This window comes from Anabaena sp. 90 (assembly GCF_000312705.1).
In the GTDB taxonomy this organism is placed as follows: Bacteria; Cyanobacteriota; Cyanobacteriia; order Cyanobacteriales; family Nostocaceae; genus Dolichospermum; species Dolichospermum lemmermannii.
On record NC_019427.1, the window covers coordinates 144,564 to 168,417 of the forward strand.

The following is a 23,854-nucleotide window of genomic DNA, read 5'->3' on the forward strand; positions in this document are numbered from 1 at the left end:
GTTTCCTTTTTTAATTAAGCGTTCCCTTTACTTTTTGAGATGATTCCCTCAGCTACGCTGCGAGGCACCTCTTCGTAGGTACTAAATTCCATCGTAAAGATACCCCGACCTTGGGTTTTCGACCGGATATCAGTAGCATAACCAAACATGGTTGCCAGTGGAACTTTCGATACCACCTTCGCCAGCCCATTATCAGTGCTTTGGCTTTCAATCTGTCCTCTGCGGGAGATTAAGTCACCAATCACGTTGCCGATATAGTCTTCAGGTACTTCAACTTCAACTTTCATCATCGGCTCTAAAATGACAGGAGAGGCTTTTGATGCCGCTTCTTTCATTGCCATAGAACCGGCAATTTTGAAAGCCATTTCTGAAGAGTCTACGTCGTGATAAGAACCATGTATCAAGGTAGCTTTGACATCAATGAGTGGATATCCGGCTAAAATACCAGATTCACAACATTCTTTCATGCCCTGTTCCGCAGGTCCTACGTACTCTTTGGGAACAATCCCACCGACAATTTTAGAAACAAATACAAAACCTGTGCCTGGTTCACCTGGTTCTAAGTTGATCACTACGTGACCGTACTGACCCTTACCACCACTTTGGCGAATAAATTTACCATCAATTTTTTCGACGGCTTTGCGGATGGTTTCGCGGTAAGCCACTTGGGGCGCACCAACGTTTGCTTCTACTTTAAATTCCCGTAACATCCGATCTACAAGAATTTCTAGGTGCAATTCTCCCATGCCCGCAATCACGGTTTGGTTGGTTTCTGGATCAACACGCACACGGAAGGTGGGGTCTTCTTCACTCAAAGATTGCAGCGCTTTGGAAAGCTTATCCATGTCGTTCTTGGTTTTGGGTTCAACCGCTACCGAGATCACAGGTTCAGGAATAAATAGGGATTCCAGAATTACTGGGAAACCTTCATCACAAAGGGTATCACCTGTCAAAGTATCTTTCAATCCCAAAGCAGCACCCAAGTCACCCGCCCGTAGTTCATCTACGTCTTGTCGGTCATCTGCTTTCATCAGCACTAACCGAGAGATCCGTTCTTTTTTATTCTTGCTGACGTTAAGAACGTAACTACCTTTCTTCAGCACACCAGAATAAACACGAACGAAGGTGAGGCGACCGTAAGGATCAGCCATAATCTTAAATGCCAACGCTGATAATGGTTCGTTATCATCAGCATGACGTTCTACGGGATCACCGTTGAGCAGTGTGCCTTGAATTGGTGGCACTTCCAGTGGTGATGGTAGATAATCTATCACCGCATCCAACATCAATTGCACGCCTTTGTTCTTAAAGGCTGAACCGCAAAGCACTGGGACTATTGTTCCAGCAATTGTTCCTTTGCGGAGGGCAGTACAGATTTCTGCTTCTGTCAGTTCTTCGCCCTCGAAGTACTTATTCATCAGCACATCACTAGTTTCTGATACTGCTTCTACCAACTTGATGCGGTATTCGGCGGCTTTTTCGGCTAGTCCAGCGGGAATTTCTACTGTTTGGATATCAGTTCCTTGGTCGTTTGTGTACATATATGCACACATTTTCACCAAGTCAATAATCCCCTTAAATTCAGTTTCACTACCGATAGGCAGTTGAATAGCGATCGCATTAGCTCGCAAGCGATCGACCATTTGGTCATGCACTCTATAGAAGTTCGCACCGGTGCGATCCATCTTGTTAATAAAGGCAATGCGAGGGACTTTATAGCGGTCTGCTTGTCGCCATACTGTTTCTGATTGGGGTTGAACACCACCTACGGAACAAAATACAGCGATTACACCATCTAATACTCGCATGGAACGCTCAACTTCAATGGTGAAGTCCACGTGACCGGGAGTATCAATAATGTTAATTTGATGATCATTCCAACTGGTACTAATGGCAGCAGCAGTGATGGTAATTCCCCGCTCCCGTTCTTGTTCCATCCAGTCTGTAACGGCTGTTCCTTCGTGAACTTCGCCAATTTTATGAATGATCCCAGAGTAAAATAATATTCTCTCTGTTGTCGTTGTTTTGCCCGCATCTATATGCGCCGCAATACCGATATTGCGTACTTTCTCTAGCGGGTTCGTGCGTGCCACAGTTACCTCCTAAGGTTGTCGCCTCATGATATCTTGTATATTACTCTTTGTTAAGATTCTATACTTTTACGGAAAACCGTCTTTTTTTGTTAGCCTAGCTAGGCAGTTGCCTTTTTGGGCATTAGCTATAAATTCTACGATATACCGCACACGAGAAGACGATATATCGTTTTTCTAGTTAGTAACGATAATGTGCAAACGCTTTGTTCGCTTCCGCCATCCGATGTGTTTCTTCGCGCTTACGAATAGCACTACCAGTTTCATTCGCTGCATCCATTAATTCATTAGCCAATCTTCCGGCCATGGTTCTACCTGGACGTTGGCGAGAATACTGAACTAACCACCGCAATGCTAGAGTAGTACCGCGATCTGTACGCACTTCCATTGGTACTTGGTAAGTTGCTCCACCAACGCGGCGAGCTTTAACTTCTACCAATGGTGTCGCATTACGCACCGCTTTTTCAAAAGTTTCTAATGGACTTCCACCAGTACGTTCTTCAATAGTTTTCAAAGCGTCATAAACTATTCTTGCGGCAATTGATTTTTTGCCATGACGCATGATCCGGCGCATCATCATGCTGATAAGGCGACTATTATACACTGAGTCAGGCGGGACTGTGCGCCTTTGACTAACACCACGACGAGACATACTTCATCCTTGAATACGGAATTTGACCACGAAATTATATGCTATCAGAACACAGGAGACTAAAAGCGGTTTAATTAGCCGCTGATTTTTCCTGTGTTTTCCTTTATGGCTTGAGCCATGCTATCGCTATCAGTTGAGAGGAGGCTGAATTAATTCACTTATTATCTGCTACCAGACACAGAAGACGACAACGTAATCAGCTTTAAAATTTAGATTAAAGTGCTGTTATCGTTTACAAGATTATCTTCTCCAAACTCATACAACTTGTTTTTATGCCAGATCCAGTTTGATTTTCTGAAAAAAAATTCGTTACTGCTGGTTTATTACGCAGTTTGCAGGTAGGACGATTAACCGTATTTAACGCGATTAACCGCCGCTTACCTATTTTTTACCTGCTTTTGGGAGCTTAGTTCCATATTTGGAACGGCCTTGTTTGCGGTCTTTAACTCCGGCTGTATCTAATGTGCCACGAATAATGTGGTATCTAACTCCGGGCAAGTCTTTGACCCGACCACCACGAATCATAACTACGGAGTGTTCTTGTAAGTTATGACCGATACCTGGGATGTAAGCTGTTACTTCAAATCCAGAGGTAAGTCTTACCCTGGCTACCTTGCGGAGTGCTGAGTTAGGCTTTTTAGGTGTAGTTGTGTATACTCTGGTGCAAACGCCTCGCCGTTGCGGGCATTGCTTCAGAGCAGGGGACTTGGTTTTTTGACGCGCTAGTTCGCGCTCACTACGTATTAGCTGCTGTATTGTTGGCATGAGTTACAGCGCGTGAAGCTGCTTTATGATCTAAGTTTTAACAAATCCTGATTATATCTTTTTTTTTGATTTTCTGTCAATCATTTTTGGGAGGGAACAGGGAAGTTGGGGGAGTAGAGGAAGTTGGGGGAGTAGAGGAAGTTGGGGAAGTTGGGGAAGTTGGGGAAGTTGGGGGAGTAGAGGAAGTTGGGGAAGTTGGGGGGGAGAAAGAATTTTCCCAATGACCAATGACCAATGACCAATGACCAATGACCAATGACCAATGACCAATGACCAATGACCAATGACCAATGACCAATGACCAATGACTACTGACTAATAGAGAAAGAATTGCCACAGTTACAGGTGGATGTTGCTTGGGGATTATGAAAGCGAAAACCGCCACCTGTCAAATCTTCTGAATAATCTAGTGATAACCCAGTGATGTAATTTAGGCTTTCTGGGTCTATAACTACGCGAATATCATCCAACGCTAAAACCCGATCTTGAAATTGGACTGTGGTATCAAAAGCCAGATCGTAAAACAAATCAGCACAACCTCCAGATTTGACTCGCAAGCGAAATAAGGTATCTGATGGTTGTTTAGATTTTAAGCGCCCGATTTCATTAATGGCTGCTGGACTGAAATGAATCATGGAATTTTCTTATTAGTCAGTTGTTAGTAGGGGCGAAGCATTTGGAAAATAAATTATCGGTCATTGCCAAAAATAGTTCTCCAAATGCTTCGCCCGTACAGTGGTCAGTTGTCAAAGAATATTTCTCTCCCCCTGCTCCCTTGCCTATTTGTCCGAACGGGCATAATCATCTTGATAGCGAATAATATCATCTTCTCCGAGATATTCGCCATTTTGGACTTCAATCAAAATTAAGGGAATTACACCGGGATTTTCTAACCGATGAGTTGTACATTGGGGAACATAAGTAGATTGATTATTGCTTAGTAAAATTTCTTGATCACCACAAACTACCTTAGCTGTACCGGAAACAACAATCCAGTGTTCACTGCGGTGGTGGTGCATTTGTAAACTGAGGCGATGTCCGGGCTTGACTTCAATTCGCTTAATTTTGTATCCACGCCCTTCTTCCAAGACTGTGAACGAACCCCACGGACGTAATTCACCAGCAGCAATACTTCTAGAATTAATTGTTGGTTGCAGAGTGAGAGTATTTGGGGCAGTTTCTGATAATTTAGCCATAGTTACCTCAATTGGAGACATAACAAACCTGTTTTTAGTGGGAACAGTTGATGGAAAAGGGGGCCAGATTTAGCCACTTTGATCAAGATAGCAAAACTCACCCTTGACTGGTAAAGTCCCTGGCGGAAACTAATCTGTCCACACAAAGTCTTCATCAAAAAATAATCTCTTTTGTTGGTGGTCAGTTGTCAGTTGTCAGTGGTTAGTGGTCAGTTGTTAAAAATTCTCTATTGCCTCTTTGGTGATATAAAAAGCCCAATCCCATTGTGAACACGGGCTGCTGTATTGGGGGAACGGTCAAGTAACTGACCGCCTAAATAAAGACTGGTAGAACTACCACCATCTAAATTTAAAGCATTGATACAACCCATTGTTTGCATTAATTTTGCCTGTTCCTCCAAGGTTGGACCACCACCACCAGCCCGATTATGTACAGCAGCAATCATCAGATTACCTCTGGAGGTAGTACAAATACTGCTACGAACTGCTTGACCTTTCATAAAAGCAGGGCTGAATGTTTCTCCTGGTCCGTCCAGGACTATTTGCCGATTTTGGACTAATAGGGGACCTGCACCAATAATGTGGGGGTAGCGACTAAATTCAGGTGTGGTGGTGTTGCTGGTCAGGGAAACTTTTGTCCCCATGGGTAATTGTGGTGTCTGATTGCGGAAGATGAGGAGATAACCATTTTGGGGAATGGGAATAGCAGTTATACCACTTTTATCACCTGCTAACTGATTAATTACTTGATTGTTTTCCACAACTACGATAATTTCATTATCAGCTAAAGGTGTATAAGTATTTCCCCATACTGGAGTATAACGAGCAATACCGCGTTGGACATAGCCAGTATTAAGTAAGGAAATGGGTAACCGTTGATTATTGTTGGTAATTAAGGTTTCTGTGAGGGTCAGCCGACCAAAATAAAATTGTCCGTTATTATTCCAAGCGATCGCTCCCCGGTTGAGAATTGGACCGGATATCCATTGATTATCTCGCCGAATTGCCCCTAAAGGTAATTTATTATTGCGGTTAAAATAACCACCATTAATTGCGGCTACTGCTAAGTAATTTTGAGCAGTTAGCAACAAAGGGGCAGTCCCAGTTAATGTTTGCGGATTAGTTAATATAGGCTTAATGCTTAATCCTATAGCACGAGGGTTAATATCTAGCCAAACCACAGGAAAGCGATCTGTTCCTAAAGCTACCAACTGCTGTCGCCATTGTAATCCCTGCGCCCAAGCAATAGTTTTTTCTACCATGGCATCAGGTTGAATATCAATAACTAAGCGATTTGGTTGGGGAATAGTGCTAACTTGTAGAGACTGACCAAAGGGAACGCTCAAACGCACAATTGTTTGATTATTCACCATTTCCACTTTTTGAATTATTGATGCGGGAATAGGCGGTGTAGTGGGTTGAGAGTTATAGCGTTGTATTAAAGCCGGATCAGCAGTACCATCTAGGGTGAGAGTCCATTCTCGATTGGGTGGTGTGGTAGATTTAGGGATAATCTCATCAGGATCTACTACTTTTTTAACTGGTAATTCTTGTCGAATTTGCCAAGGGGTCGCTATATCTAAATCGAGGACAACTCTATCTCCTTGTGGTTGTTTACCAAGACGGATATTTTTCAGTTGAGAAGGGGGAGTAGAAATTACTAAAGTGCTACCATTAGCTTGGATTTGCCATTTAGCTGTTTGGGCTAATTGAGTAATATCTAAATAGCGATATCCTTCGCTGAGATTAGTATTGAGAATAGGGGGATTTGTCAAGCCAGAAAACCACTGTACTGGTTGTTTGCCAGGATTACTACTATTGAGTAAATCTATCCCCATTAATTGCTTAACTGCGCCATCACTCAGATAAGTTTGTCCTTTAACGGTGGTTGCTGTTGGTTGTAACCATGCTCCTGGTAAGGTGCGTCCATTGAGAATAATTTGATTACCAGCACTAACGGCACTGGGAACGGGAGTTGGTAAACTAGGAGTATTTTCAGCAAATACCCTATAAGTAGCAGTCAAACACAGCGCTGTTGACAGTAGCGGTAACACAGAATTGAGTATTTTCAGAATCATAAAACCTCGCGGTAAGCGGGAAACTCAGTGGCTTGGCTCCCTGAGAGGGAAGGGACACGAGCGGTTTTAACCGCAGTGGTATTTTATGCTAAAATGAGATTGTGAGTAGGAATAACTATCTACGTGTTGAAACATCCTAGTATCGGAGAAATCCCGGCTCCCGTGAAACAACGGTTAGGTTTAAGTCCTAACGGCAGTAGGACGAGAAAGAGCGATTAATGGCAGGTTGTGGAGCGTACCGGATCTTGGCTGAGTGATGGCCTCTGAAAGCACCAAAATGATAAAAGTAGCTAGAAACCTAAGCTGGACTTAGAGTAACTAAGTAGGCGTTGTTTGACGAACGCAGCGAGAATTAGACTTTGGGTACTCCCTAATCTCAATCTGTCAGCAGAATCTCAGCAGCTAAAGCCTCTGAGAGTGTCAATGACTCGGTATTTGGGAACGTGATTATGCAAAACCCAGCGATTAGAAATCGCGGCTACGCAGGCAAAACCCACCTTCGTGGGTTAAAAACCTTGATTTTTCATTAGTCCACGTATCCCTTAGGAGACCGCAGGAATAGGTGGACTTCGTTTGTGTAGTAGCGAATTATATTCGCCATAAACTTTTCAAACATCCTCTAACGAAAATTTATCAGAAAATTTAAAAAATAATTATCTTTTTTAGAAATAACCGTGATAATATTTATTTTGGGTCTTTGTCTCTTGTTCAGAGTAGCAAACAATTATCGTGCTAAAAATACTAGCTAAAATTGTTTTAAATAATACAAATCACTTAGAGACTGCTATGATACTGTTAGGGGTTAAAGGTGAAATTCGCACACCCTATCCTCATATCTAAAATTTTGGATTTTGGGGTTTGAATCTAAAATCTAAAGTTCCTGTGGTTGCCAATGAATAAACAGCCAAAATACAGGAAAAAACAGATATATTTTAGGAATTGTCAAATGGGCATATAGTGAAAATAGACTAATTTTGGTGAACTATCAGTATCAGCCAAGAATAGGAATAAGCAAGTATGGTGTAAGCCATCAGCAAAAAAACTGCAAACTTCAAAACGATTGAATTTACAGGTTCTTCTGGATTAAGGTAGTTTTTTAACAGTGCATAAACAAATAAAAAATAAATAGGCATTGGTAGCACAGCTTCGACTAAATGTCAAGCTAAAATTGTTATCCCTAAACTTTGGTAATTATGTATTTTTTATCCAGTGCCAAAACTGAGAAAATTTCCCTCTAAGCAGTAATAACAACATCTGTACCTCAACATTTCAGGAATAGAGTATGAATCATCAACCATCAAATCAGGGTCAGCAAATTACAGTGTCAGATACTAATTTTCCAGATACATATCCAGGACCAAAGTGGCTAGTAGAAGAAAGGGATGCTTGTGGAGTCGGGTTTATTACCCATCGTCAAAATATTGCCAGTCATGAAATTCTGGCTAAAGCCTTAACTGCTTTAACTTGCTTAGAACATAGAGGTGGTTGTAGTGCTGACCAAGATTCTGGTGATGGTGCGGGGATATTAACAGCGATTCCTTGGGAATTATTAGCACAGGAAAATAGTAATGCAATTGATTTTTCTCATCTAAGTAATATGGCTGTGGGGATGATATTTTTTCCCCAAGACGCAACAGCCGCCAAAGCTGCTAAAACTGCATTTGAGCAAATCGCAGCAGAAGAAAAATTAAATATACTGGGCTGGCGAGTAGTTCCAGTGTGTCCAGAAGTATTAGGGGTGCAAGCTAAAGAAAATCAACCCCAAATAGAACAGGTGATAATTGATTGTGCTGATAAAAGCGGTGATGAACTAGAAAGAGAATTGTATATTGCCAGTAAACGCATTATGCAAGCGGGAAGAAGAATTTCTGAGGATTTCTACATCTGTTCCTTGTCTAGCCGGACAATTGTTTATAAAGGCATGGTGCGTTCCGCTGTCTTGGGGGATTTTTACGAAGATCTCAAAAATCCGGCTTTTAAAGTGGCATTTGCGGTATATCATCGCCGATTTAGTACCAATACCATGCCTAAATGGCCTTTAGCCCAACCCATGCGGCTATTAGGTCACAATGGAGAAATTAATACCCTATTGGGGAATATTAATTGGATGATGGCACGGGAAGCTACCCTTAGTCATCCGATTTGGGAAGACAGGTTTGACGAACTCAAGCCATTGGTAAACGTTAATAATAGCGATTCCGCTACTTTAGACAATGTACTAGAGTTATTGGTGCGTTCGGGACGCAGCCCCTTAGAAGGGTTAATGATGATGGTTCCTGAAGCTTATAAAAATCAACCTTCCTTGGCTGAATATCCCGAAATTGTGGATTTTTATGAATATTACAGCGGGTTGCAAGAATCATGGGATGGACCTGCACTGTTAGTATTTAGCGATGGTAAAAAAGTTGGGGCGACATTAGATCGTAATGGTTTAAGACCTGCACGTTATGTCATTACCAAAGATGATTATATCGTTGTTGCGTCCGAAGCTGGAGTTGTAGATTTCCCGGAAGAGAATATTCTCGAAAAAGGTAGACTTGGCCCTGGACAAATGATTGCGGTGGATTTAAATACCCAGGAAATTCTCAAGAACTGGGAAATTAAACAACGCATTGCTAAACAGCATCCCTATGGGGAATGGTTGCAACAGCATCGCCAAGAATTGAGTAAATTAGTGAAGGGTCAGTCTGTAGTTAATGGCAATGGTAACGGTAATGGTAATGGGCATTTGTCAACGAACAACGAACAACTGACCACTGACAAAATTGATCCCCAAGTTTTATTACAACAGCAAATTGCCTTTGGCTACACCATAGAAGATGTGGAAATGGTGATTCACCCCATGGCCAGCACTGGTGCAGAAGCAACTTTCTGTATGGGAGATGATATTCCTTTAGCGGTATTGTCAGAAAAATCCCATTTGCTGTATGACTATTTTAAACAGCGATTTGCTCAAGTTACCAATCCAGCAATTGACCCTTTACGGGAAAAGTTGGTGATGTCTCTGACGGTGGAATTGGGTGAAAAGGGGAATTTATTAGAACCCAAGCCAGAATACGCCCGCAGACTCAAGTTGGAGTCTCCTGTACTGACTCAAACAGAGTTGGAAACTATTAAGTTGTCAGGATTTGCAACGGCTGAATTGTCAACTTTATTCCCCATAGCCACAGGCCCAAATGGTTTAAAAACGGCTGTGGAATCTTTGCAAAAACAAGCTGCGGAATCGGTGCGGGCTGGTGCGAAGATTCTCATATTAAGTGACAGAACAGGTACAGGGATTGCGGCAGAATATACCTATATTCCTCCTTTATTAGCTATTGGTGCGGTTCACCATCACTTAATCCGTGAAGGGTTACGGATGAAAACATCCTTAATTGTGGATACAGCCCAATGTTGGAGTACCCATCATTTTGCTTGTTTGTTGGGTTATGGTGCGGGTGCAGTTTGTCCCTATATGGCTTTAGATACTGTAACTGCTTGGTGGCATGAACCTAAAACTCAGCAGTTTATGACTAGGGGCAAAATTGCCACTTTGACTTTAAACCAAGCCAGAGAAAATTATCGCAAAGCTATAGAATCGGGTTTGCTGAAAATCCTTTCTAAGATGGGAATTTCCCTACTTTCCAGTTATCAAGCAGCGCAAATATTTGAAGCTATTGGGATTGGTGGTGATTTGTTGGCTTTGGGTTTCCGAGGAACAACTTCCCGCATTGGTGGTTTAAGTGTGAGTGAGTTAGCGCAAGAGGTACTATCTTTCCACAGTAAGGCTTTCCCAGAATTGACGGCGAAGAAGTTGGAAAACTTAGGTTTTGTGCAATACCGTCCCGGTGGTGAATACCACATGAATAGCCCAGAATTAGCGAAGTCGCTGCATAAGGCTGTCAATGGTAAGCAGTATGACCATTATGAGGTTTATAAACAACATCTGCATAATCGTCCGGTGACGGCGTTGCGTGATTTGCTAGACTTCCACAGCGAGCGCTCATCAATTCCAATAGAAGAGGTAGAATCAGTTAGTAATATTGTTAAACGTTTCTGTACCGGGGGAATGTCTTTAGGGGCGTTATCACGAGAAGCACATGAAACTTTAGCGATCGCTATGAATCGTATTGGTGGTAAATCTAATTCTGGTGAAGGTGGAGAAGATCCGGTTCGTTACAATGTTTTAAATGATGTGGATACGGCTGGTAAATCTGCGACGCTTCCTCATCTCAATGGGTTGAAAAATGGTGATACGGCTGCAAGTGCCATTAGACAAATTGCATCGGGACGGTTCGGCGTTACTCCCCAATACTTAGCTACAGCCCAACAATTAGAAATCAAAATTGCCCAAGGTGCAAAACCAGGAGAAGGTGGACAGTTACCCGGACCCAAGGTAAGCCCCTATATTGCGATGTTGCGCCGTTCTAAGCCCGGTGTAACTTTGATTTCTCCACCACCACACCATGATATTTATTCCATTGAAGACTTAGCCCAGTTGATTTTTGACTTGCACCAAATTAACCCGAAAGCCCAAGTTTCGGTGAAATTGGTCGCAGAAATTGGAATTGGCACAATTGCGGCGGGTGTAGCTAAAGCTAACGCCGATATTATCCAAATTTCGGGTCATGATGGTGGTACTGGTGCATCACCGCTTTCTTCGATTAAACACGCAGGTAGTCCCTGGGAACTGGGTTTAACAGAAGTACATCGGGTCTTGATGGAAAATAGGTTGCGCGATCGCGTCATCTTGCGTGTAGATGGTGGTCTGAAAAGCGGCTGGGATGTCCTGATTGGGGCGTTAATGGGGGCGGAGGAGTTTGGGTTTGGTTCGATAGCCATGATTGCGGAAGGCTGCATTATGGCGCGGATTTGCCACACTAATAATTGTCCTGTGGGGATAGCTTCTCAGAAGGAAGAAATGCGGAAACGGTTTACCGGCATTCCTGAACACGTTGTCAACTTCTTCTACTTCATTGCGGAAGAAGTGCGGAGTCTGTTGGCTAAATTGGGATATCGTTCTTTATCAGAAGTAATTGGCCGCGCTGATTTATTAACGGTGCGTTCTGAAGTCAAACTGAATAAAACCCAAGCTTTGAATTTGGATTGTTTAACTAAACTACCAGACACAAAAACTAATCGTAGTTGGTTAGTACATGAAGAAGTTCACAGTAATGGACCAGTGTTGGATGATCAGTTACTAGCAGATGCAGATATTCAAACGGCAATTAAGAGAAATGGCACAGTTAGTAAAACCGTTACCGTCGTCAATACCGATAGAACCGTCGGTACAAGGTTGACTGGAGCGATCGCATCTCGACATGGTGACAACGGCTTTACAGGGCAAATAAACCTGAATTTCCAAGGAAGTGTGGGGCAAAGCTTCGGCGCATTTAACCTCGATGGTGTGATTCTCAACCTGGTAGGGGAAGCTAACGACTATGTAGGGAAGGGAATGAACGGTGGGGAAATTATTATTCAGCCCCCAGCAAATGCCACTTATGACCCAGCAGAAAACGTGATTGTGGGGAATACCTGCCTTTATGGGGCGACAGGTGGGGCGTTATTTGCCAATGGTTTAGCTGGAGAACGGTTTGCGGTGCGGAACTCTAAAGGTACAGCCGTGATTGAAGGGGCTGGTGATCATTGCTGCGAGTATATGACTGGTGGTGTGATTGTTGTTCTGGGTAAGGTTGGCCGCAACGTGGGTGCAGGAATGACCGGCGGATTAGCTTATTTCTTGGATGAAACTGGTAATTTCCCTGATTTAGTTAATCATGCCATTGTCAAGGTGCAACGAGTTGTAAGTGATGTGGGCAGACAACAATTGTATGATCTCATTAAAACTCACGAGCGTCGCACTGGTTCACCTAAAGCCCAGGAAATTATCGCCAATTGGGCAGAATATTTACCTAAGTTCTGGCAATTAGTACCACCTTCTGAAGCTGATAGTCCCGAGGCAAAAACTGAGGAAAAACAGTTAAGTTCTGTGTAATTTGTCTGAATCAGGATTTACAGGATTTACAGGATTTAAGGATTTACAGGATTTAATGAAATACTTTGTTTGTATTCATTCTGTTTATTCTTTAATTCTTTTTTGTCTGAATCAGGATTTACAGGATTTAAGGATTTACAGGATTTAATGAAATACTTTGTTTGTATTCATTCTGTTTATTCTTTAATTCTTTTTTGTCTGAATCAGGATTTACAGGATTTAAGGATTTACAGAATTTAATTAGAGGGTGTTTGAAAAGTTTTGAATGTATAGACTGACCCCTCTCCAAACCTCTCCCCTTGCAGGGGAGAGGCTTTAAAACCCCCATTCCCTTGCAGGGAAGGGGGGTAGGGGGGTTAGGTTTTTGGAGATTACTGGTTTGATATAATACTTTTCAAACAACCTCTTAAATACTTTGTTTGTATTCATTCTGTTTATTCTTTAATCGGTGGTTATCCTGAATCAGACCTTTTCTGTATTTATCCTCTTCATCCTTTAATCGGTGGGTATCCTGATTCAGACATTCTTTAAGGCTTCTTGGGTTTTTGAGGTTTTTGAGATTTTGTTTTATTCTGAGCAACTAACTGTGGATATTGATCTTGCATTTCTAACAGTTCGGGAACAGTGACAAATTCATAACCCTGTTTACGGAACTTGCTAATGATTTCTGGTAAGGCTTTGACAGTGTGAGAGCGATCGCCACCACCATCGTGCATTAACACAATACCCCCTGGTTTAGCTTCCCTAAATATGTTATTAATTAGTCTTGGCACACCCGGACGTGAATAGTCCATAGAATCAGACGACCACATAATAACAGCATATTTATTACTTTTAGCATAAGCCGCTACTCCATTCCTCATGTTTCCTCCTGGTGGACGAAACAGACTGGTTTTTATACCAGTAGTCTTATAAATTATGTCTGTTGTATTAGCAACTTCGTAAGCTGCTGTCTGTGCATTCATGTGATGATACCAATGATGCCAAGTATGGTTAGCAATAATATGACCATCTGTAACTACCCGCTTTGTTAAATCGGGATAATTCTTGACATTTTGGCCAACAACGAAAAATGTACCTTTGATATTATTTTTTTTGAGAATATCTAATACTTTTGCGGTACTACTAGGCCAAGGACCATCATCAAACGTTAAGGCAATAACTTTTTTTTCTGGAGGAAGTTTAGCTTCGCTAATTACAATCCCTTGAAATTTAGGTGGTACATCAGTAGAAAACCCTTTGGCTTGTGCTTCTTGTTGCCAACTGGTCAGCATTTCTGTTTTAAATTCCTCTAACCGCTGCTGAGTTTTCACATTAGCAGCAATATCTTTATTTTTAACAATGACGTTTTGGTTTTGAGCATCAGAGATTTTGGCTTTGAATAGAATCATCAAAGCAATGCTTAAAGTACCAGTTAGTCCAATTAATCCAATTAATATTCCCTGCGTTCCCAAAAATGACTTATTATTTTCCACAGTGTAACTCCTTCAAGGGGTGAGCAACCAATGATGGTAGTGATGGCTCTGACGGTAGGTTATAACACATTTTTCTAAAAATTGAGGATGTATTTAGGTATTCACGTATATTGTGTTGCTTGGACTCATGATTTACTATTAAAGAAAAAGTTATTTTTTCCTCAATGTCATGAGTAGTTAGATGATAATTAACTGAATATAGTTTCTCACTTGTGAATGATATTTGGTAGTTACGTTAGCTACTATTCTAGCCTTGAACAGATATATTCTATCACCGATTGATGACTTTTCAATGTTAGTTTATTTTGTCTTGAGTTTATTTTTTCCAAACTACTAATATCACCCCAGTGACAATCAAACCTAATCCAAAAACACGGGTTAGAGAAATAGGTTCTTTTAAAATAAAGTACCCCAGGAATACAGAAAATATATAACCAACTGATACGGCTGGTGCAGCAACACTCAGATTGACTCTGGTTAGTAGTAAGATATAGGCTACTGCACCAATACCATAACAGGTTAATCCTAATAAAAGTTCCGGGATGGTGATCATGTTGAGAATGAGACTAATAATATTCCCTCCATGCACTTTACCTAATTTGATTGCTCCCATTTTTAAAGAAAATTGTCCTGCTACACTGATGAGGACGGAGATTAACAGTAAAATAAATTCTGGTATTGACACTGAATATTACCTTAACTTTATTGATTGAATATTATGCTTTGCTGCCATACCTTTGCCTCAAAATCAAACCAGATTTTTATATTTCAGGTTTTTGTAAACCCTCCAGTTTCTTTTAATGTATAAAGAGGACGACCTTTTACTTCTTCGTATATTCGGCCAATGTATTCACCTAAAATCCCAATACAAATTAATTGAACTGAACCTAAGAAAAACATGGAAATTGTAATTAATGTATAACCAATTAAATGAGATACTGGGGCAAAGATTCGCCAATAAAGCACTAATATTATCATAATCATAGCGATCGCAGCGGAGATAATCCCTAAGTAGGTTGCTAGTCGTAAAGGAACTGTGGAAAAAGAGATAATACCATCAATTGCTAAAGATAAAGATTTACCAAAGGTATATTTTACATCTCCTGCAAAGCGAGGGTTTCTTTCAAAAAGTACAGAGGTTTGTCGAAAACCTACCCAAGCACGTAAACCGCGAATGTAGCGATTGCGTTCAGGCATAGAATTCAATATATCTACTACTTGTCTATCCATTAAGCAAAAATCTCCTGTATCCACAGGAATATCAACTTTAGCCAAGCGTCGAAGAATGCGATAAAAAAGATATGCTGTCAAGCGTTTTAGTCGGCTTTCTTGTTGACGAGATATTCTTTGAGCATATACTACTTGGTATTCTTGATGCCATTTTTCGATCATTGTTAAAATTAGTTCTGGTGGATCTTGGAGATCGGCATCCATAACAATGATACATTTGCCTTGGACAAAGTTCAAACCAGCGGTAACGGCGATTTGATGCCCAAAATTCCGGGCTAGACTGAGGTAATGGACTCGATTATCACGATGATGTAATTCGCGCATCATCTTTAAAGAGCGATCGCGGCTACCATCATCAATTAAAATTAGTTCTACATCACCGTCTAACTGCTCCATGACATGATGTAACCTACGATACATCTCAGTGATATTTTCTTCTTCGTTATAAATGGGGATAACTAGGGAGTAGATAGGCTGATTCATCATCATAATTAATAATTAAGTTTATTTAACATTTAATAATAATGCGTTCATTCTCACAAAAAGAATACTTTTTCGGCTTACTTTTGGCATCTTTAATTTTATGGTTGATAGGTTTGGGTAATTTACCTTTACGAGATTGGGATGAAGGCACTTATGCTATAGTCGCTAGAGAAATTTACCGCACGGGTAACTGGCTTTATCCTACTATACAAGGAGATCCTTTTTTATTAAAACCACCTTTAATGCAATGGTTAATTGCTATTTGCTATCACATAGGAGGAGTGCAGGAGTTTACGACCAGATTTCCGGGAGCATTTTTAACAGCTTTAGGAGTTCCTTTACTTTACTTAATTGGACGTTTAGCTTTTAGAGAAAATTTACCAGCTTTATTTTCAGCTTTGGTTTATTTAACATTATTGCCTGTGGTTCGTCATGGTAGATTGGCAATGTTAGATGGGATGACTATTTCCTTTTTCTTATTATTGTTATTTTGTGTTCTCAAAGCGCGTCATGATAAAAAATATGCTCTTGGTATCGGGTTTTGTTTGGGTTTAATTACTCTCACAAAGGGAATGTTAGTGGTAGTTTTGGCAGGAATAGCAGGTTTATTTATTCTTGCTAATAAACAATTAGCTATATTAAAAAATCCATTTCTATGGATAGGAATGCTGTTAGGGAATTTCCCTGCTATTGCTTGGTATTTTGCCCAATGGCAACATTATGGCAATATTTTCTTAGAAGTGCATTTTCAATCTCAAGCTTTTGATAGACTGGGAAAAGCTGTGGAAGGGAATACTGGTCCGGTTTGGTATTATTTACTTGAAGTCATAAAATATGGTTTTCCCTGGTTATTGTTTTTGCCAGGAGGTTTATATTTAAGTTGGAAAAACCGTGATACTGCTTGGGGTTGTTTAACTCTGATTGGCACAATTGTTTATTTTGCCATAGTTTCTTTAATGGGAACAAAATTACCCTGGTATATTATGCCCGTATATCCATTTTTAGCTTTAGCAATTGGGGCTAATTTAAGTTATATTTGGCAAGGTGGGAAGTTTAGAAGTAAGTTTTTGACGGGATTTTTCGGATTTTTAATTATTGTTGGTTTAGCGGGTTGTGTTTATTTCATTATGTTTGATAAACAGCCATTGTTAATTATTATGAGTATTATTTTAGCAATAACTATGGTAATAACATCATGGTTAATTAATCAGCATAATCGGCAATTTATTTCTGTTTTATTGACGGGAATGTATTTAGTTTTAGCACTATTGATGAGTTCTCAATCATGGATTTGGGAGTTAAATGAAAAATTTCCTGTTGTCCCAGTGGCAACATTAATTAAGGATAATGTGCCACCAGGAACACAGATTTATACTTCTTTTCCTGATAGTCGTCCTAGTTTAGACTTTTATAGTGATTGTAAAATTATTCCTGCATCTATTGCCGATTTACAGGATAAGTTTGTTCATAAATCTTATTTGTTGGTGGATAATGAGAATTTGCAGAAAATGAATTTAAAACAGAGTAAAATGATAGGAGAAGCTAAAGGATTTACATTAATTTCGTTTTTTTAAAATGATAATTTGTAGGGGTTTAGCATTGCTAAACCCCTACGCATCAATAATAGATAATCCTGATCATTTTGATGTTTCAATTAAAACTTTGCTGTCTTATATCGTTAATTTTTTGTAAATAAATAAACATCATCTTGTTGATATGTCAATTTAAATTCTGGGTTGCTTTTAAGTTGATTTCCTAATTCTGGATTAAAGTCAAGTTTATTATTATTATTTTTAGTTCGTAAATCAAGTAGTACATAATCAAATTTTTCACCACTTGTATTATCAGGTTTCCAATCTGGACTAATTAGCTTAATAATTTGGCGTTGACTTAAATGAGGAGCAATTCTAGATGTTGTTAAAACACTTCCTTGAGTTTTAACAAAACTAACTGCTGTATGCAGAGAGTTAAGATTGGAAAGACTAGATAGATATCGGTTGATGAAAAATTCATATTTGGCTAGTACCAAAAATGAAATAATAGCCCAAATAATTAAAAATTTTGGCTTTAGCCAAGGTCTTTTTTTATCTTTCTGGTACTGCCATATTGAACGTAATAACCAAACAATAATAAATGGGAAAATTGTTAAAGAATAATGGTGAACTAAGTCTCGTTGTGCTGAATAATCAGAAATGATATTGAGCAAAAACATTGGTAAAGCAGGAATTATTGTCATTGCTGCTCTCCAATGCAATCCAATGATGACTGGAAGTACAAGGAATAAATAATAAAATATTGTCTCAGGTAAAAAGAATTTTCCTAAAATCAAGCCAGGATTAGTAATGATATTCGATATAATTTCTTTAGGGGAATCACCCATAGAAGCATAAAATACAACCCCACCAGCTTGACCACCTCGCAGCATGGGAACAAGATAACCAACTGTTGCTAAATACCAAACTGCACCTGCTGCAATACAACCGATTCCATAATTACGCTGATTCTGGGTAAAGCATAACCACACCCCAAAAGCAACTACAGTTAAACTTAAACTATCTTTGCAAATTAAAACTAGCAGAATAGCTACTATCAACTGCCAAGTTTTACCACCAATTCCTGCCCATATTGCCCATAATATTGCTGGAATTGCGATCGCTTCAGGTCGGAAGTCAGTAAAAAAATTGCTATTAAATAAGCAAGGATAGAGTAAGTATGAAATGGCAATTGCTCGCGCATACTTAACTGATAAACCTATTTGTAAACCCAAGGCATATACAGGTAAACATCCCAATGCTAAGGCTATGGCTTGTACTGCAAATAGCCAGTGGACATCGGGATAAATTTTGTATAGTAAAGCGATTGGATACAAGATGAAAGCTGCATGATCTCCAATCAGATGAAATCCAAAAAATGATGAAATTGGCGGTAGTTCTTGACTTGCTAAATATACCCATTGGTCAAATACTGCTAAATCAAGGGCATTTGATTGAAATAAGAAGTGTCTTAAACTGCTACAAGCAAATAAAATGAAAGCACTTATCGCAATCATCCAACTGATAGTAGCAAGTCCGTTTTTAGCTAGTAATTTTTCCACACTAGAATTTGTTATTTATTGATATTTAAGGAAAAATCTGTTTTTGATTTGGTGTAAATCATATCACAATTTCGCACAACAAACCAAAGTGTAAAACCTAAAGGAATAGAAGATAATTGGATATATATAGGAGTTCCCAAATAACTAACAAATGATGCCAGTTGCACTGATATTGCTACCCAACGATATTGGGGAAAGTAAAAAGCAAAGATAGTAGATAAAATATCTGTAGGATAAAAATATCTTTCGTGCATTTTGGGTAATAAATACGGCATGAGAAATACTGATATTGTCGCTAAATATATCAATCTGTCCTGAGTAATTTCTAATTTACTTCTATAAACAAGATATGCTAACAAAAATATCGCAGTTACAGTTAACAGTAAACCTATTGGCACAACAATATTATAATAATCGTTAGGAATCCATTGATAAAAATTAGGGACATTTTTAGCTAGTTCTTTATATTTATGAGATTGTTCAAAATATACTAAAAGCAATTCTTTGATTGGTCTACCAGCAATCCAAGCTGGCAACATTGCCCCTATATATACTAAAGGAATTATTGGTAAATAAAACCAAAATATTCTTTTTTTAATCAATAAGATTAATAATAAAGGTGCTAAAAACATCGCTTGTAATTTAAACGAAAGTGCTACACCAAAACTAATTAATGCGGGAATTTGTTTGTGAATAGATAAAAAGTAAATACAGGCAATTAATCCTGTGGTATAGATAACGTCACATTGTCCCCAAAGCGAACTATTATAAATTACAGTGGGACTTAATATAACAGCTAAAAATGCCCAATTTGCCATTCTACCCACAGGATATTTCAGCTTGACAATTTTATAAGTTAAAAATGCACAAATAAAGTCAACAGTCATGGCAAAAAGTTTGATTGCTAGAATTTTCGGTAATCCAGAAAGCAGGGTAGAAGCAATCAAAAGCCAGTAAAGATAGGAAGGTGTATAATCAGCAAAACCATATTTTAATGCAATAAATCCGCCATGAGATGCAATAAAATCATACCAAGGATCTAAAAAATATTTATAATCTACTGATTTATTGGGAACACAAACTAATCTGATTGTCACTGCGAATATAATACCAATTAACAAATATCTGGGAATTGGTAATTGGCAAGAGTCTAATATATGATTAAACTTATCTTTTATTGAATTCAATAATGTTTTGTGTGAATTATTCATGATTATTAATTATGATACTTTTATCTTTGTAAATTGTATTTTAAGAGAAATAGTAAATGCCGTACCATTATTGATTATTTACAAGTTGGACTATTATTGACGTATTAAAACTTACCATACTTTGGTTGAATCTCTGATGCAACAGATGAAAAGTATTAGAAACTTAATAGATAAAAACTTAATCAATAATTATTACTGATATGTTAAACTAACAGACATCGCTTTCTGCTCAAAAACATGCAATTAATAGCAAAGCAATATTACACCCCAGAAGAATATCTGGAATTAGAAGCAACTGCTGACTACAAAAGCGAATACATTGACGGACAAATCATATTTCCTCATATAAAATCCGCAGTCGAAAATTCTACATCTTGATATTCTCCACTTTAAATATCTCCTCCTATCCTACCCAAATTTCTTGAGCAAAACCTATTGCCAATTTACCAAGTAAGGTGATAAACAAACCCATAACTAAATAAGCTTGACGCGGATAACGAGATAAGCAGATACCAATAGCTGCACTCAGAGGAACGATTCCATAAGCAAGACGACTTAAAGAAATTGTGCCACCAGAGGCTAAAAGTAAACCAATACCACAAAAACCATAAACTACCATAACTGGAGTTAGTTGCTGACGGAAATACCATAAAAGGTAGGTACTACCTAATATCATAGATACATTCAGTAAATTATTTATTAATCCCTGATCGGCAATTATTAATGATAATATGATTATCGCATAACCAGCATAGAATATCAATGGATTAAAATATTTTCGCCAATAGAATAAACAAGAAGAACTAATTACAATTAAACCAAAAAATAGCGGATACCAAAAGTCTTTAATCCCGCCTTCATCATTCTCAACCCAACCAAAATACCAATTGTTGCCAAAGGGAATTTGCATAAACATATTTAACCAGCCTTCCCAATCAAAACCTAAGGAAGGCCGCCATCCTTTTTGTGCAGCAATAAAGGCTAAAAAATCATTAAAATTCAATTTACAATAGACACTAAATATTAACAACCCTGTGGCAGATAATAAACCTGCAATATAGGCAGTTAATGGTTTATTTTGTTTCCAAGCAGTAATTAAAAATGCGGGAATTAATGCCATACCTGTGGGACGTGTTGCTGTGGCCATTGCCCCACAAATTGCTGTCCAAACATATTGTTTTTGATCAAAGGCACGTAAAGCCATTGTACTCAATAACAAATACAATCCTTCTGTATAAATTACCCCCGTAAATAGAGACATAGGACAGTAAGCCATGACAGAAATTGTCCAATGGGCTGCGCTGATACCACATTGTTTTTTCACCCAAGAATATAAAAAATAAAGTGTTCCTAGAAATGCTAAATTATTGATAATTAATCCAGCTAATTCAAAAGGAAACCCAAATTTCATGAAGATAAAAATGCTGACAGGAAATAGGGGGAAAAATGCCAAATTATGTTGCTTGCCATCATCAACAAATTCGTACCCTTCAGTGGAAATTGCTCGATAATGGACACTATCCCAAGCATCAAAAATTCCCCAGCCAAAATGAGGCGTAATCCCATCTTGTAATGCTGGTAAATTGGGGGCAATCAATAACATAGCAGTCCCAATAAATATGCGACTCACAAGCCACATAGACGCAGGAAATAAGAAATCATCTGTCCAGATAAATTTGGCGATGGCTGCGACGAGCGTAGATATCGCCATTTGCGCTTTAACCATAGGCTTATGCTTTTTTCTGACTTTGAGATAATGACAATGTTAGTTTTAACTGTTTTGCTTACATCCCCACCCTCAATGTACTGATATGGTGGGGATGTAAGCAAGTCAAAAACGAAACGTCTGGATAATTAATTTTCAACACGTTGAAAGAAATTATTTGGACAGTTGAGTTTTTGACAACTATATTTTATTTATGCCAAATTATCAATGTATTTCTCGACAAAGTCAGCAGATTCAGCAACCATTTGTCTGTATTGAGAATATCAGTGATGGAATTAGATAATAGCAGTATACTATAGATAAACCAAGGGGGTGATTGATGATGGCATTACGGAGAGCAACTTTCCGACTATATCCAAATAAACAAGTCAGTGAAATGTTGTCCTACCACCGCCAACTTCACAAAGATTTGGACAACGCTGCTGTATCCAACCGCATTACTTCATCTAAAAAGTTTGGTAAATCTGTTTCTTACTTTGAGCAACAGAACTAAATGGGTCAGAAACAGGTAAAACCATCTCAAACTTGTCCAAAATGTGGGCATCAAGAAAAGAAGAGTTTAGCCGCAAGAACCCATGTTTGCCCAGGACTATTTCATTCTTATTTAACCCGCCTCCGAATGAATTCTGATAGCTTGCGTGGCGAAGCCATGTCTAATAGCAAAAGTCGTCTCAAGACGACTAAAGGAAAGTTTATAGTGAATGTGGGCTATAATAGGATGTAAAATATAAAGTCTTTTCGCCCGAATCTCACAAAAAATAAAATAATATGTATAGGAATAATATTTGAGTCCTGAAATTATTTGCGTAGGTAGGTAAGATGCAAAAGGCATGAGGTAAAAGGATTCTAGGCGATTCAGGTGTACCGGGTGTTTTTCAAAAATCAAATATGAGTCCTATATAAGCATTATATGAAATATTGCAAACATAATATAAAACTGTTACCTTCTGTCCCAGAACCAAAATACGTTGTTTTTACAGATTTTGATGAAACTTATCTTGCTCATCAAAATAGAGAGGATTATAAAAATGATCTCAAAGAACTTGAGGAGTATTTATTAAATGAAACATATCAGAAACAAATCTTTTTTGGTTGGGTTACTGGTAGTAGTTTAACTTCAGTTTTTGATAAAATAAATAAATGTGGTTTGACATTATTACCTCATTTTATTGCTAGTAGTTTAGGGACTGAACTAATCTACTTCAATCAAAACCAATACGCTGAAAAAGATAAAATATGGGAAAACAATCTTATGAAAACTGGATTCTCTGAGAATTTAGTTAATAACTTAGTTAGTTTTCTAAAATTAGATAATATACATTTGACACCACAACCTCAAATAGCAGATTGTCCTTTTTTAAAAAATTACTATTACCATCAACAAAATGATCTAATTGATAATCAGGCAATTTTGAAGATAAAAGAGTTAGTGAAAAAAGCTGGTATTCAAGTAAATATTAGTCAAGCAAATCCTTTATCTGGAGATCCAAACAATTGCTATGATGTTGATTTTATCCCATCAGGGACAGGTAAAAAACATATAGTTAATTTTATTTTACAGCAGACAAATGTAAGCTATCAAAACTCCATAGCCTTTGGTGAAAGTGGTAATGATATTGAAATGCTGCAAACTGTTAGACATGGTTATTTAGTTGGAAATGCAACCAGCGAAGCTAGGAAATTACATTTTCAAATAGCAGAAAATGAATATGCTAAAGGAATATTATCTGTATTAAAAACACTTATTAAATAATCAAGAGTCATGAGTCAGAATGTTTGATATATTACATCCCACATTCCGCAATTATGAAACGCCATATTTTTGGTATTTTTTGTGTAATCCTGAAAAAGCTGAATTGTTTATAACTCAATCAGTCTTA

Annotated in this window: 19 protein-coding genes and 1 pseudogene; 7 read left to right on the forward strand and 13 right to left on the reverse strand. The window is 38.6% G+C overall.

Features of this window, described 5'->3' with window-relative positions; genetic code table 11:
- Window positions 1-14 precede the first annotated feature (14 nt).
- The 5 genes from fusA to ANA_RS00635 all read right to left on the reverse strand — a co-directional run bounded on the left by fusA (window position 15) and on the right by ANA_RS00635 (window position 4,142).
- A complete protein-coding gene (gene fusA / locus ANA_RS00620; RefSeq protein WP_015078102.1) occupies window positions 15-2,093 on the reverse strand; it encodes an elongation factor G in 2,079 nt (692 codons plus the stop codon).
- Between the two features lie 178 nt (window positions 2,094-2,271).
- Window positions 2,272-2,742 carry a 30S ribosomal protein S7 gene (rpsG, locus tag ANA_RS00625; protein WP_015078103.1) on the reverse strand — a complete coding sequence of 157 codons (471 nt, stop codon included), beginning with the start codon at window positions 2,740-2,742 and terminating at the stop codon, window positions 2,272-2,274.
- A gap of 381 nt (window positions 2,743-3,123) precedes the next feature.
- Window positions 3,124-3,507, reverse strand: a complete 384-nt coding sequence (gene rpsL, locus ANA_RS00630; RefSeq protein ID WP_015078104.1) for a 30S ribosomal protein S12 — start codon at window positions 3,505-3,507, stop codon at window positions 3,124-3,126.
- A gap of 76 nt (window positions 3,508-3,583) precedes the next feature.
- Window positions 3,584-3,844, reverse strand: coding sequence for a hypothetical protein (locus tag ANA_RS26350; RefSeq protein ID WP_158310491.1), 261 nt, complete (start codon window positions 3,842-3,844; stop codon window positions 3,584-3,586).
- Window positions 3,816-4,142 (reverse strand): HesB/IscA family protein, encoded by a 327-nt coding sequence (locus ANA_RS00635; RefSeq protein WP_015078105.1) that lies wholly within the window; start codon window positions 4,140-4,142, stop codon window positions 3,816-3,818. Before ANA_RS00635 ends, ANA_RS26350 begins: the two co-directional genes overlap by 29 nt.
- Window positions 4,143-4,162: 20 nt before the next feature.
- On the opposite strand from ANA_RS00635, the gene ANA_RS26890 reads away from it, so the two are divergent.
- The gene (locus tag ANA_RS26890; RefSeq protein ID WP_168654014.1) at window positions 4,163-4,327 is read left to right on the forward strand and encodes a hypothetical protein; all 165 of its coding nucleotides are present in this window, start codon (window positions 4,163-4,165) and stop codon (window positions 4,325-4,327) included.
- On the opposite strand, the gene ANA_RS00640 is transcribed toward ANA_RS26890, so the two are convergent.
- Window positions 4,287-4,703 carry a cupin domain-containing protein gene (locus ANA_RS00640; RefSeq protein WP_015078106.1) on the reverse strand — a complete coding sequence of 139 codons (417 nt, stop codon included), beginning with the start codon at window positions 4,701-4,703 and terminating at the stop codon, window positions 4,287-4,289. The genes ANA_RS26890 and ANA_RS00640 overlap by 41 nt on opposite strands.
- A gap of 227 nt (window positions 4,704-4,930) precedes the next feature.
- On the reverse strand, window positions 4,931-6,781 hold the full coding sequence (locus tag ANA_RS00645) for a phosphodiester glycosidase family protein (RefSeq protein ID WP_015078107.1): 1,851 nt from the start codon (window positions 6,779-6,781) through the stop codon (window positions 4,931-4,933).
- 1,282 nt (window positions 6,782-8,063) lie between these two features.
- Here ANA_RS00645 and gltB point away from each other — a divergent pair.
- A complete protein-coding gene (gene gltB, locus ANA_RS00650; RefSeq protein ID WP_015078109.1) occupies window positions 8,064-12,755 on the forward strand; it encodes a glutamate synthase large subunit in 4,692 nt (1,563 codons plus the stop codon).
- 527 nt (window positions 12,756-13,282) lie between these two features.
- Here gltB and ANA_RS00655 read toward each other — a convergent pair.
- From ANA_RS00655 to ANA_RS00665, 3 genes are all read right to left on the reverse strand, one after another.
- Window positions 13,283-14,230 carry a polysaccharide deacetylase family protein gene (locus ANA_RS00655; RefSeq protein WP_015078110.1) on the reverse strand — a complete coding sequence of 316 codons (948 nt, stop codon included), beginning with the start codon at window positions 14,228-14,230 and terminating at the stop codon, window positions 13,283-13,285.
- Window positions 14,231-14,546: 316 nt separating this feature from the next.
- Window positions 14,547-14,915, reverse strand: coding sequence for an EamA family transporter (locus ANA_RS00660; protein WP_015078111.1), 369 nt, complete (start codon window positions 14,913-14,915; stop codon window positions 14,547-14,549).
- An 83-nt stretch (window positions 14,916-14,998) separates the two neighbouring features.
- Window positions 14,999-15,943, reverse strand: a complete 945-nt coding sequence (locus ANA_RS00665) for a glycosyltransferase family 2 protein (RefSeq protein ID WP_041457486.1) — start codon at window positions 15,941-15,943, stop codon at window positions 14,999-15,001.
- Window positions 15,944-15,984: 41 nt separating this feature from the next.
- Between ANA_RS00665 and ANA_RS00670 the strand changes: the two genes are divergently transcribed.
- Window positions 15,985-17,517, forward strand: a complete 1,533-nt coding sequence (locus tag ANA_RS00670; RefSeq protein ID WP_041457487.1) for an ArnT family glycosyltransferase — start codon at window positions 15,985-15,987, stop codon at window positions 17,515-17,517.
- Between the two features lie 104 nt (window positions 17,518-17,621).
- Here ANA_RS00670 and ANA_RS00675 read toward each other — a convergent pair whose 3' ends face one another.
- Entirely contained in the window at window positions 17,622-19,037 is a 1,416-nt protein-coding gene (locus ANA_RS00675; protein WP_015078114.1) for a DUF2079 domain-containing protein, read from the reverse strand.
- An 11-nt stretch (window positions 19,038-19,048) separates the two neighbouring features.
- Window positions 19,049-20,248, reverse strand: coding sequence for a mannosyltransferase (locus ANA_RS00680; protein WP_015078115.1), 1,200 nt, complete (start codon window positions 20,246-20,248; stop codon window positions 19,049-19,051).
- Between the two features lie 237 nt (window positions 20,249-20,485).
- On the opposite strand from ANA_RS00680, the pseudogene ANA_RS25480 reads away from it, so the two are divergent.
- Window positions 20,486-20,584 (forward strand): annotated as a pseudogene (locus ANA_RS25480) (Uma2 family endonuclease); the annotation flags it as partial.
- Between the two features lie 67 nt (window positions 20,585-20,651).
- On the opposite strand, the gene ANA_RS00685 reads toward ANA_RS25480, so the two are convergent.
- Entirely contained in the window at window positions 20,652-21,974 is a 1,323-nt protein-coding gene (locus ANA_RS00685; RefSeq protein ID WP_015078116.1) for a hypothetical protein, read from the reverse strand.
- 319 nt (window positions 21,975-22,293) lie between these two features.
- Here ANA_RS00685 and ANA_RS23895 point away from each other — a divergent pair, with 319 nt between their 5' ends.
- From ANA_RS23895 to ANA_RS00695, 3 genes are all read left to right on the forward strand, one after another.
- Window positions 22,294-22,467 (forward strand): hypothetical protein, encoded by a 174-nt coding sequence (locus tag ANA_RS23895; protein ID WP_233467033.1) that lies wholly within the window; start codon window positions 22,294-22,296, stop codon window positions 22,465-22,467.
- The gene (locus tag ANA_RS00690) at window positions 22,468-22,698 is read left to right on the forward strand and encodes a hypothetical protein (RefSeq protein ID WP_041457489.1); all 231 of its coding nucleotides are present in this window, start codon (window positions 22,468-22,470) and stop codon (window positions 22,696-22,698) included.
- 186 nt (window positions 22,699-22,884) lie between these two features.
- Window positions 22,885-23,727, forward strand: coding sequence for an HAD-IIB family hydrolase (locus ANA_RS00695; RefSeq protein WP_015078117.1), 843 nt, complete (start codon window positions 22,885-22,887; stop codon window positions 23,725-23,727).
- Window positions 23,728-23,854: the final 127 nt, after the last annotated feature.

Excerpts from the sequence above, each read along its gene's own strand:
- rpsG (WP_015078103.1), bottom strand. The coding sequence starts at position 2,742 with ATGTCTCGTCGTGGTGTTAGTCAAAGGCGCACAGTCCCGCCTGACTCA.
- rpsL (WP_015078104.1), bottom strand. The coding sequence starts at position 3,507 with ATGCCAACAATACAGCAGCTAATACGTAGTGAGCGCGAACTAGCGCGT.
- ANA_RS00635 (WP_015078105.1), bottom strand. The coding sequence starts at position 4,142 with ATGATTCATTTCAGTCCAGCAGCCATTAATGAAATCGGGCGCTTAAAA.
- ANA_RS00640 (WP_015078106.1), bottom strand. The coding sequence starts at position 4,703 with ATGGCTAAATTATCAGAAACTGCCCCAAATACTCTCACTCTGCAACCA.
- ANA_RS00645 (WP_015078107.1), bottom strand. The coding sequence starts at position 6,781 with ATGATTCTGAAAATACTCAATTCTGTGTTACCGCTACTGTCAACAGCG.
- gltB (WP_015078109.1), top strand. The coding sequence starts at position 8,064 with ATGAATCATCAACCATCAAATCAGGGTCAGCAAATTACAGTGTCAGAT.
- ANA_RS00665 (WP_041457486.1), bottom strand. The coding sequence starts at position 15,943 with ATGAATCAGCCTATCTACTCCCTAGTTATCCCCATTTATAACGAAGAA.
- ANA_RS00670 (WP_041457487.1), top strand. The coding sequence starts at position 15,985 with ATGCGTTCATTCTCACAAAAAGAATACTTTTTCGGCTTACTTTTGGCA.
- ANA_RS00680 (WP_015078115.1), bottom strand. The coding sequence starts at position 20,248 with ATGAATAATTCACACAAAACATTATTGAATTCAATAAAAGATAAGTTT.
- ANA_RS00685 (WP_015078116.1), bottom strand. The coding sequence starts at position 21,974 with ATGGTTAAAGCGCAAATGGCGATATCTACGCTCGTCGCAGCCATCGCC.
- ANA_RS23895 (WP_233467033.1), top strand. The coding sequence starts at position 22,294 with ATGATGGCATTACGGAGAGCAACTTTCCGACTATATCCAAATAAACAA.
- ANA_RS00690 (WP_041457489.1), top strand. The coding sequence starts at position 22,468 with ATGGGTCAGAAACAGGTAAAACCATCTCAAACTTGTCCAAAATGTGGG.
- ANA_RS00695 (WP_015078117.1), top strand. The coding sequence starts at position 22,885 with ATGAAATATTGCAAACATAATATAAAACTGTTACCTTCTGTCCCAGAA.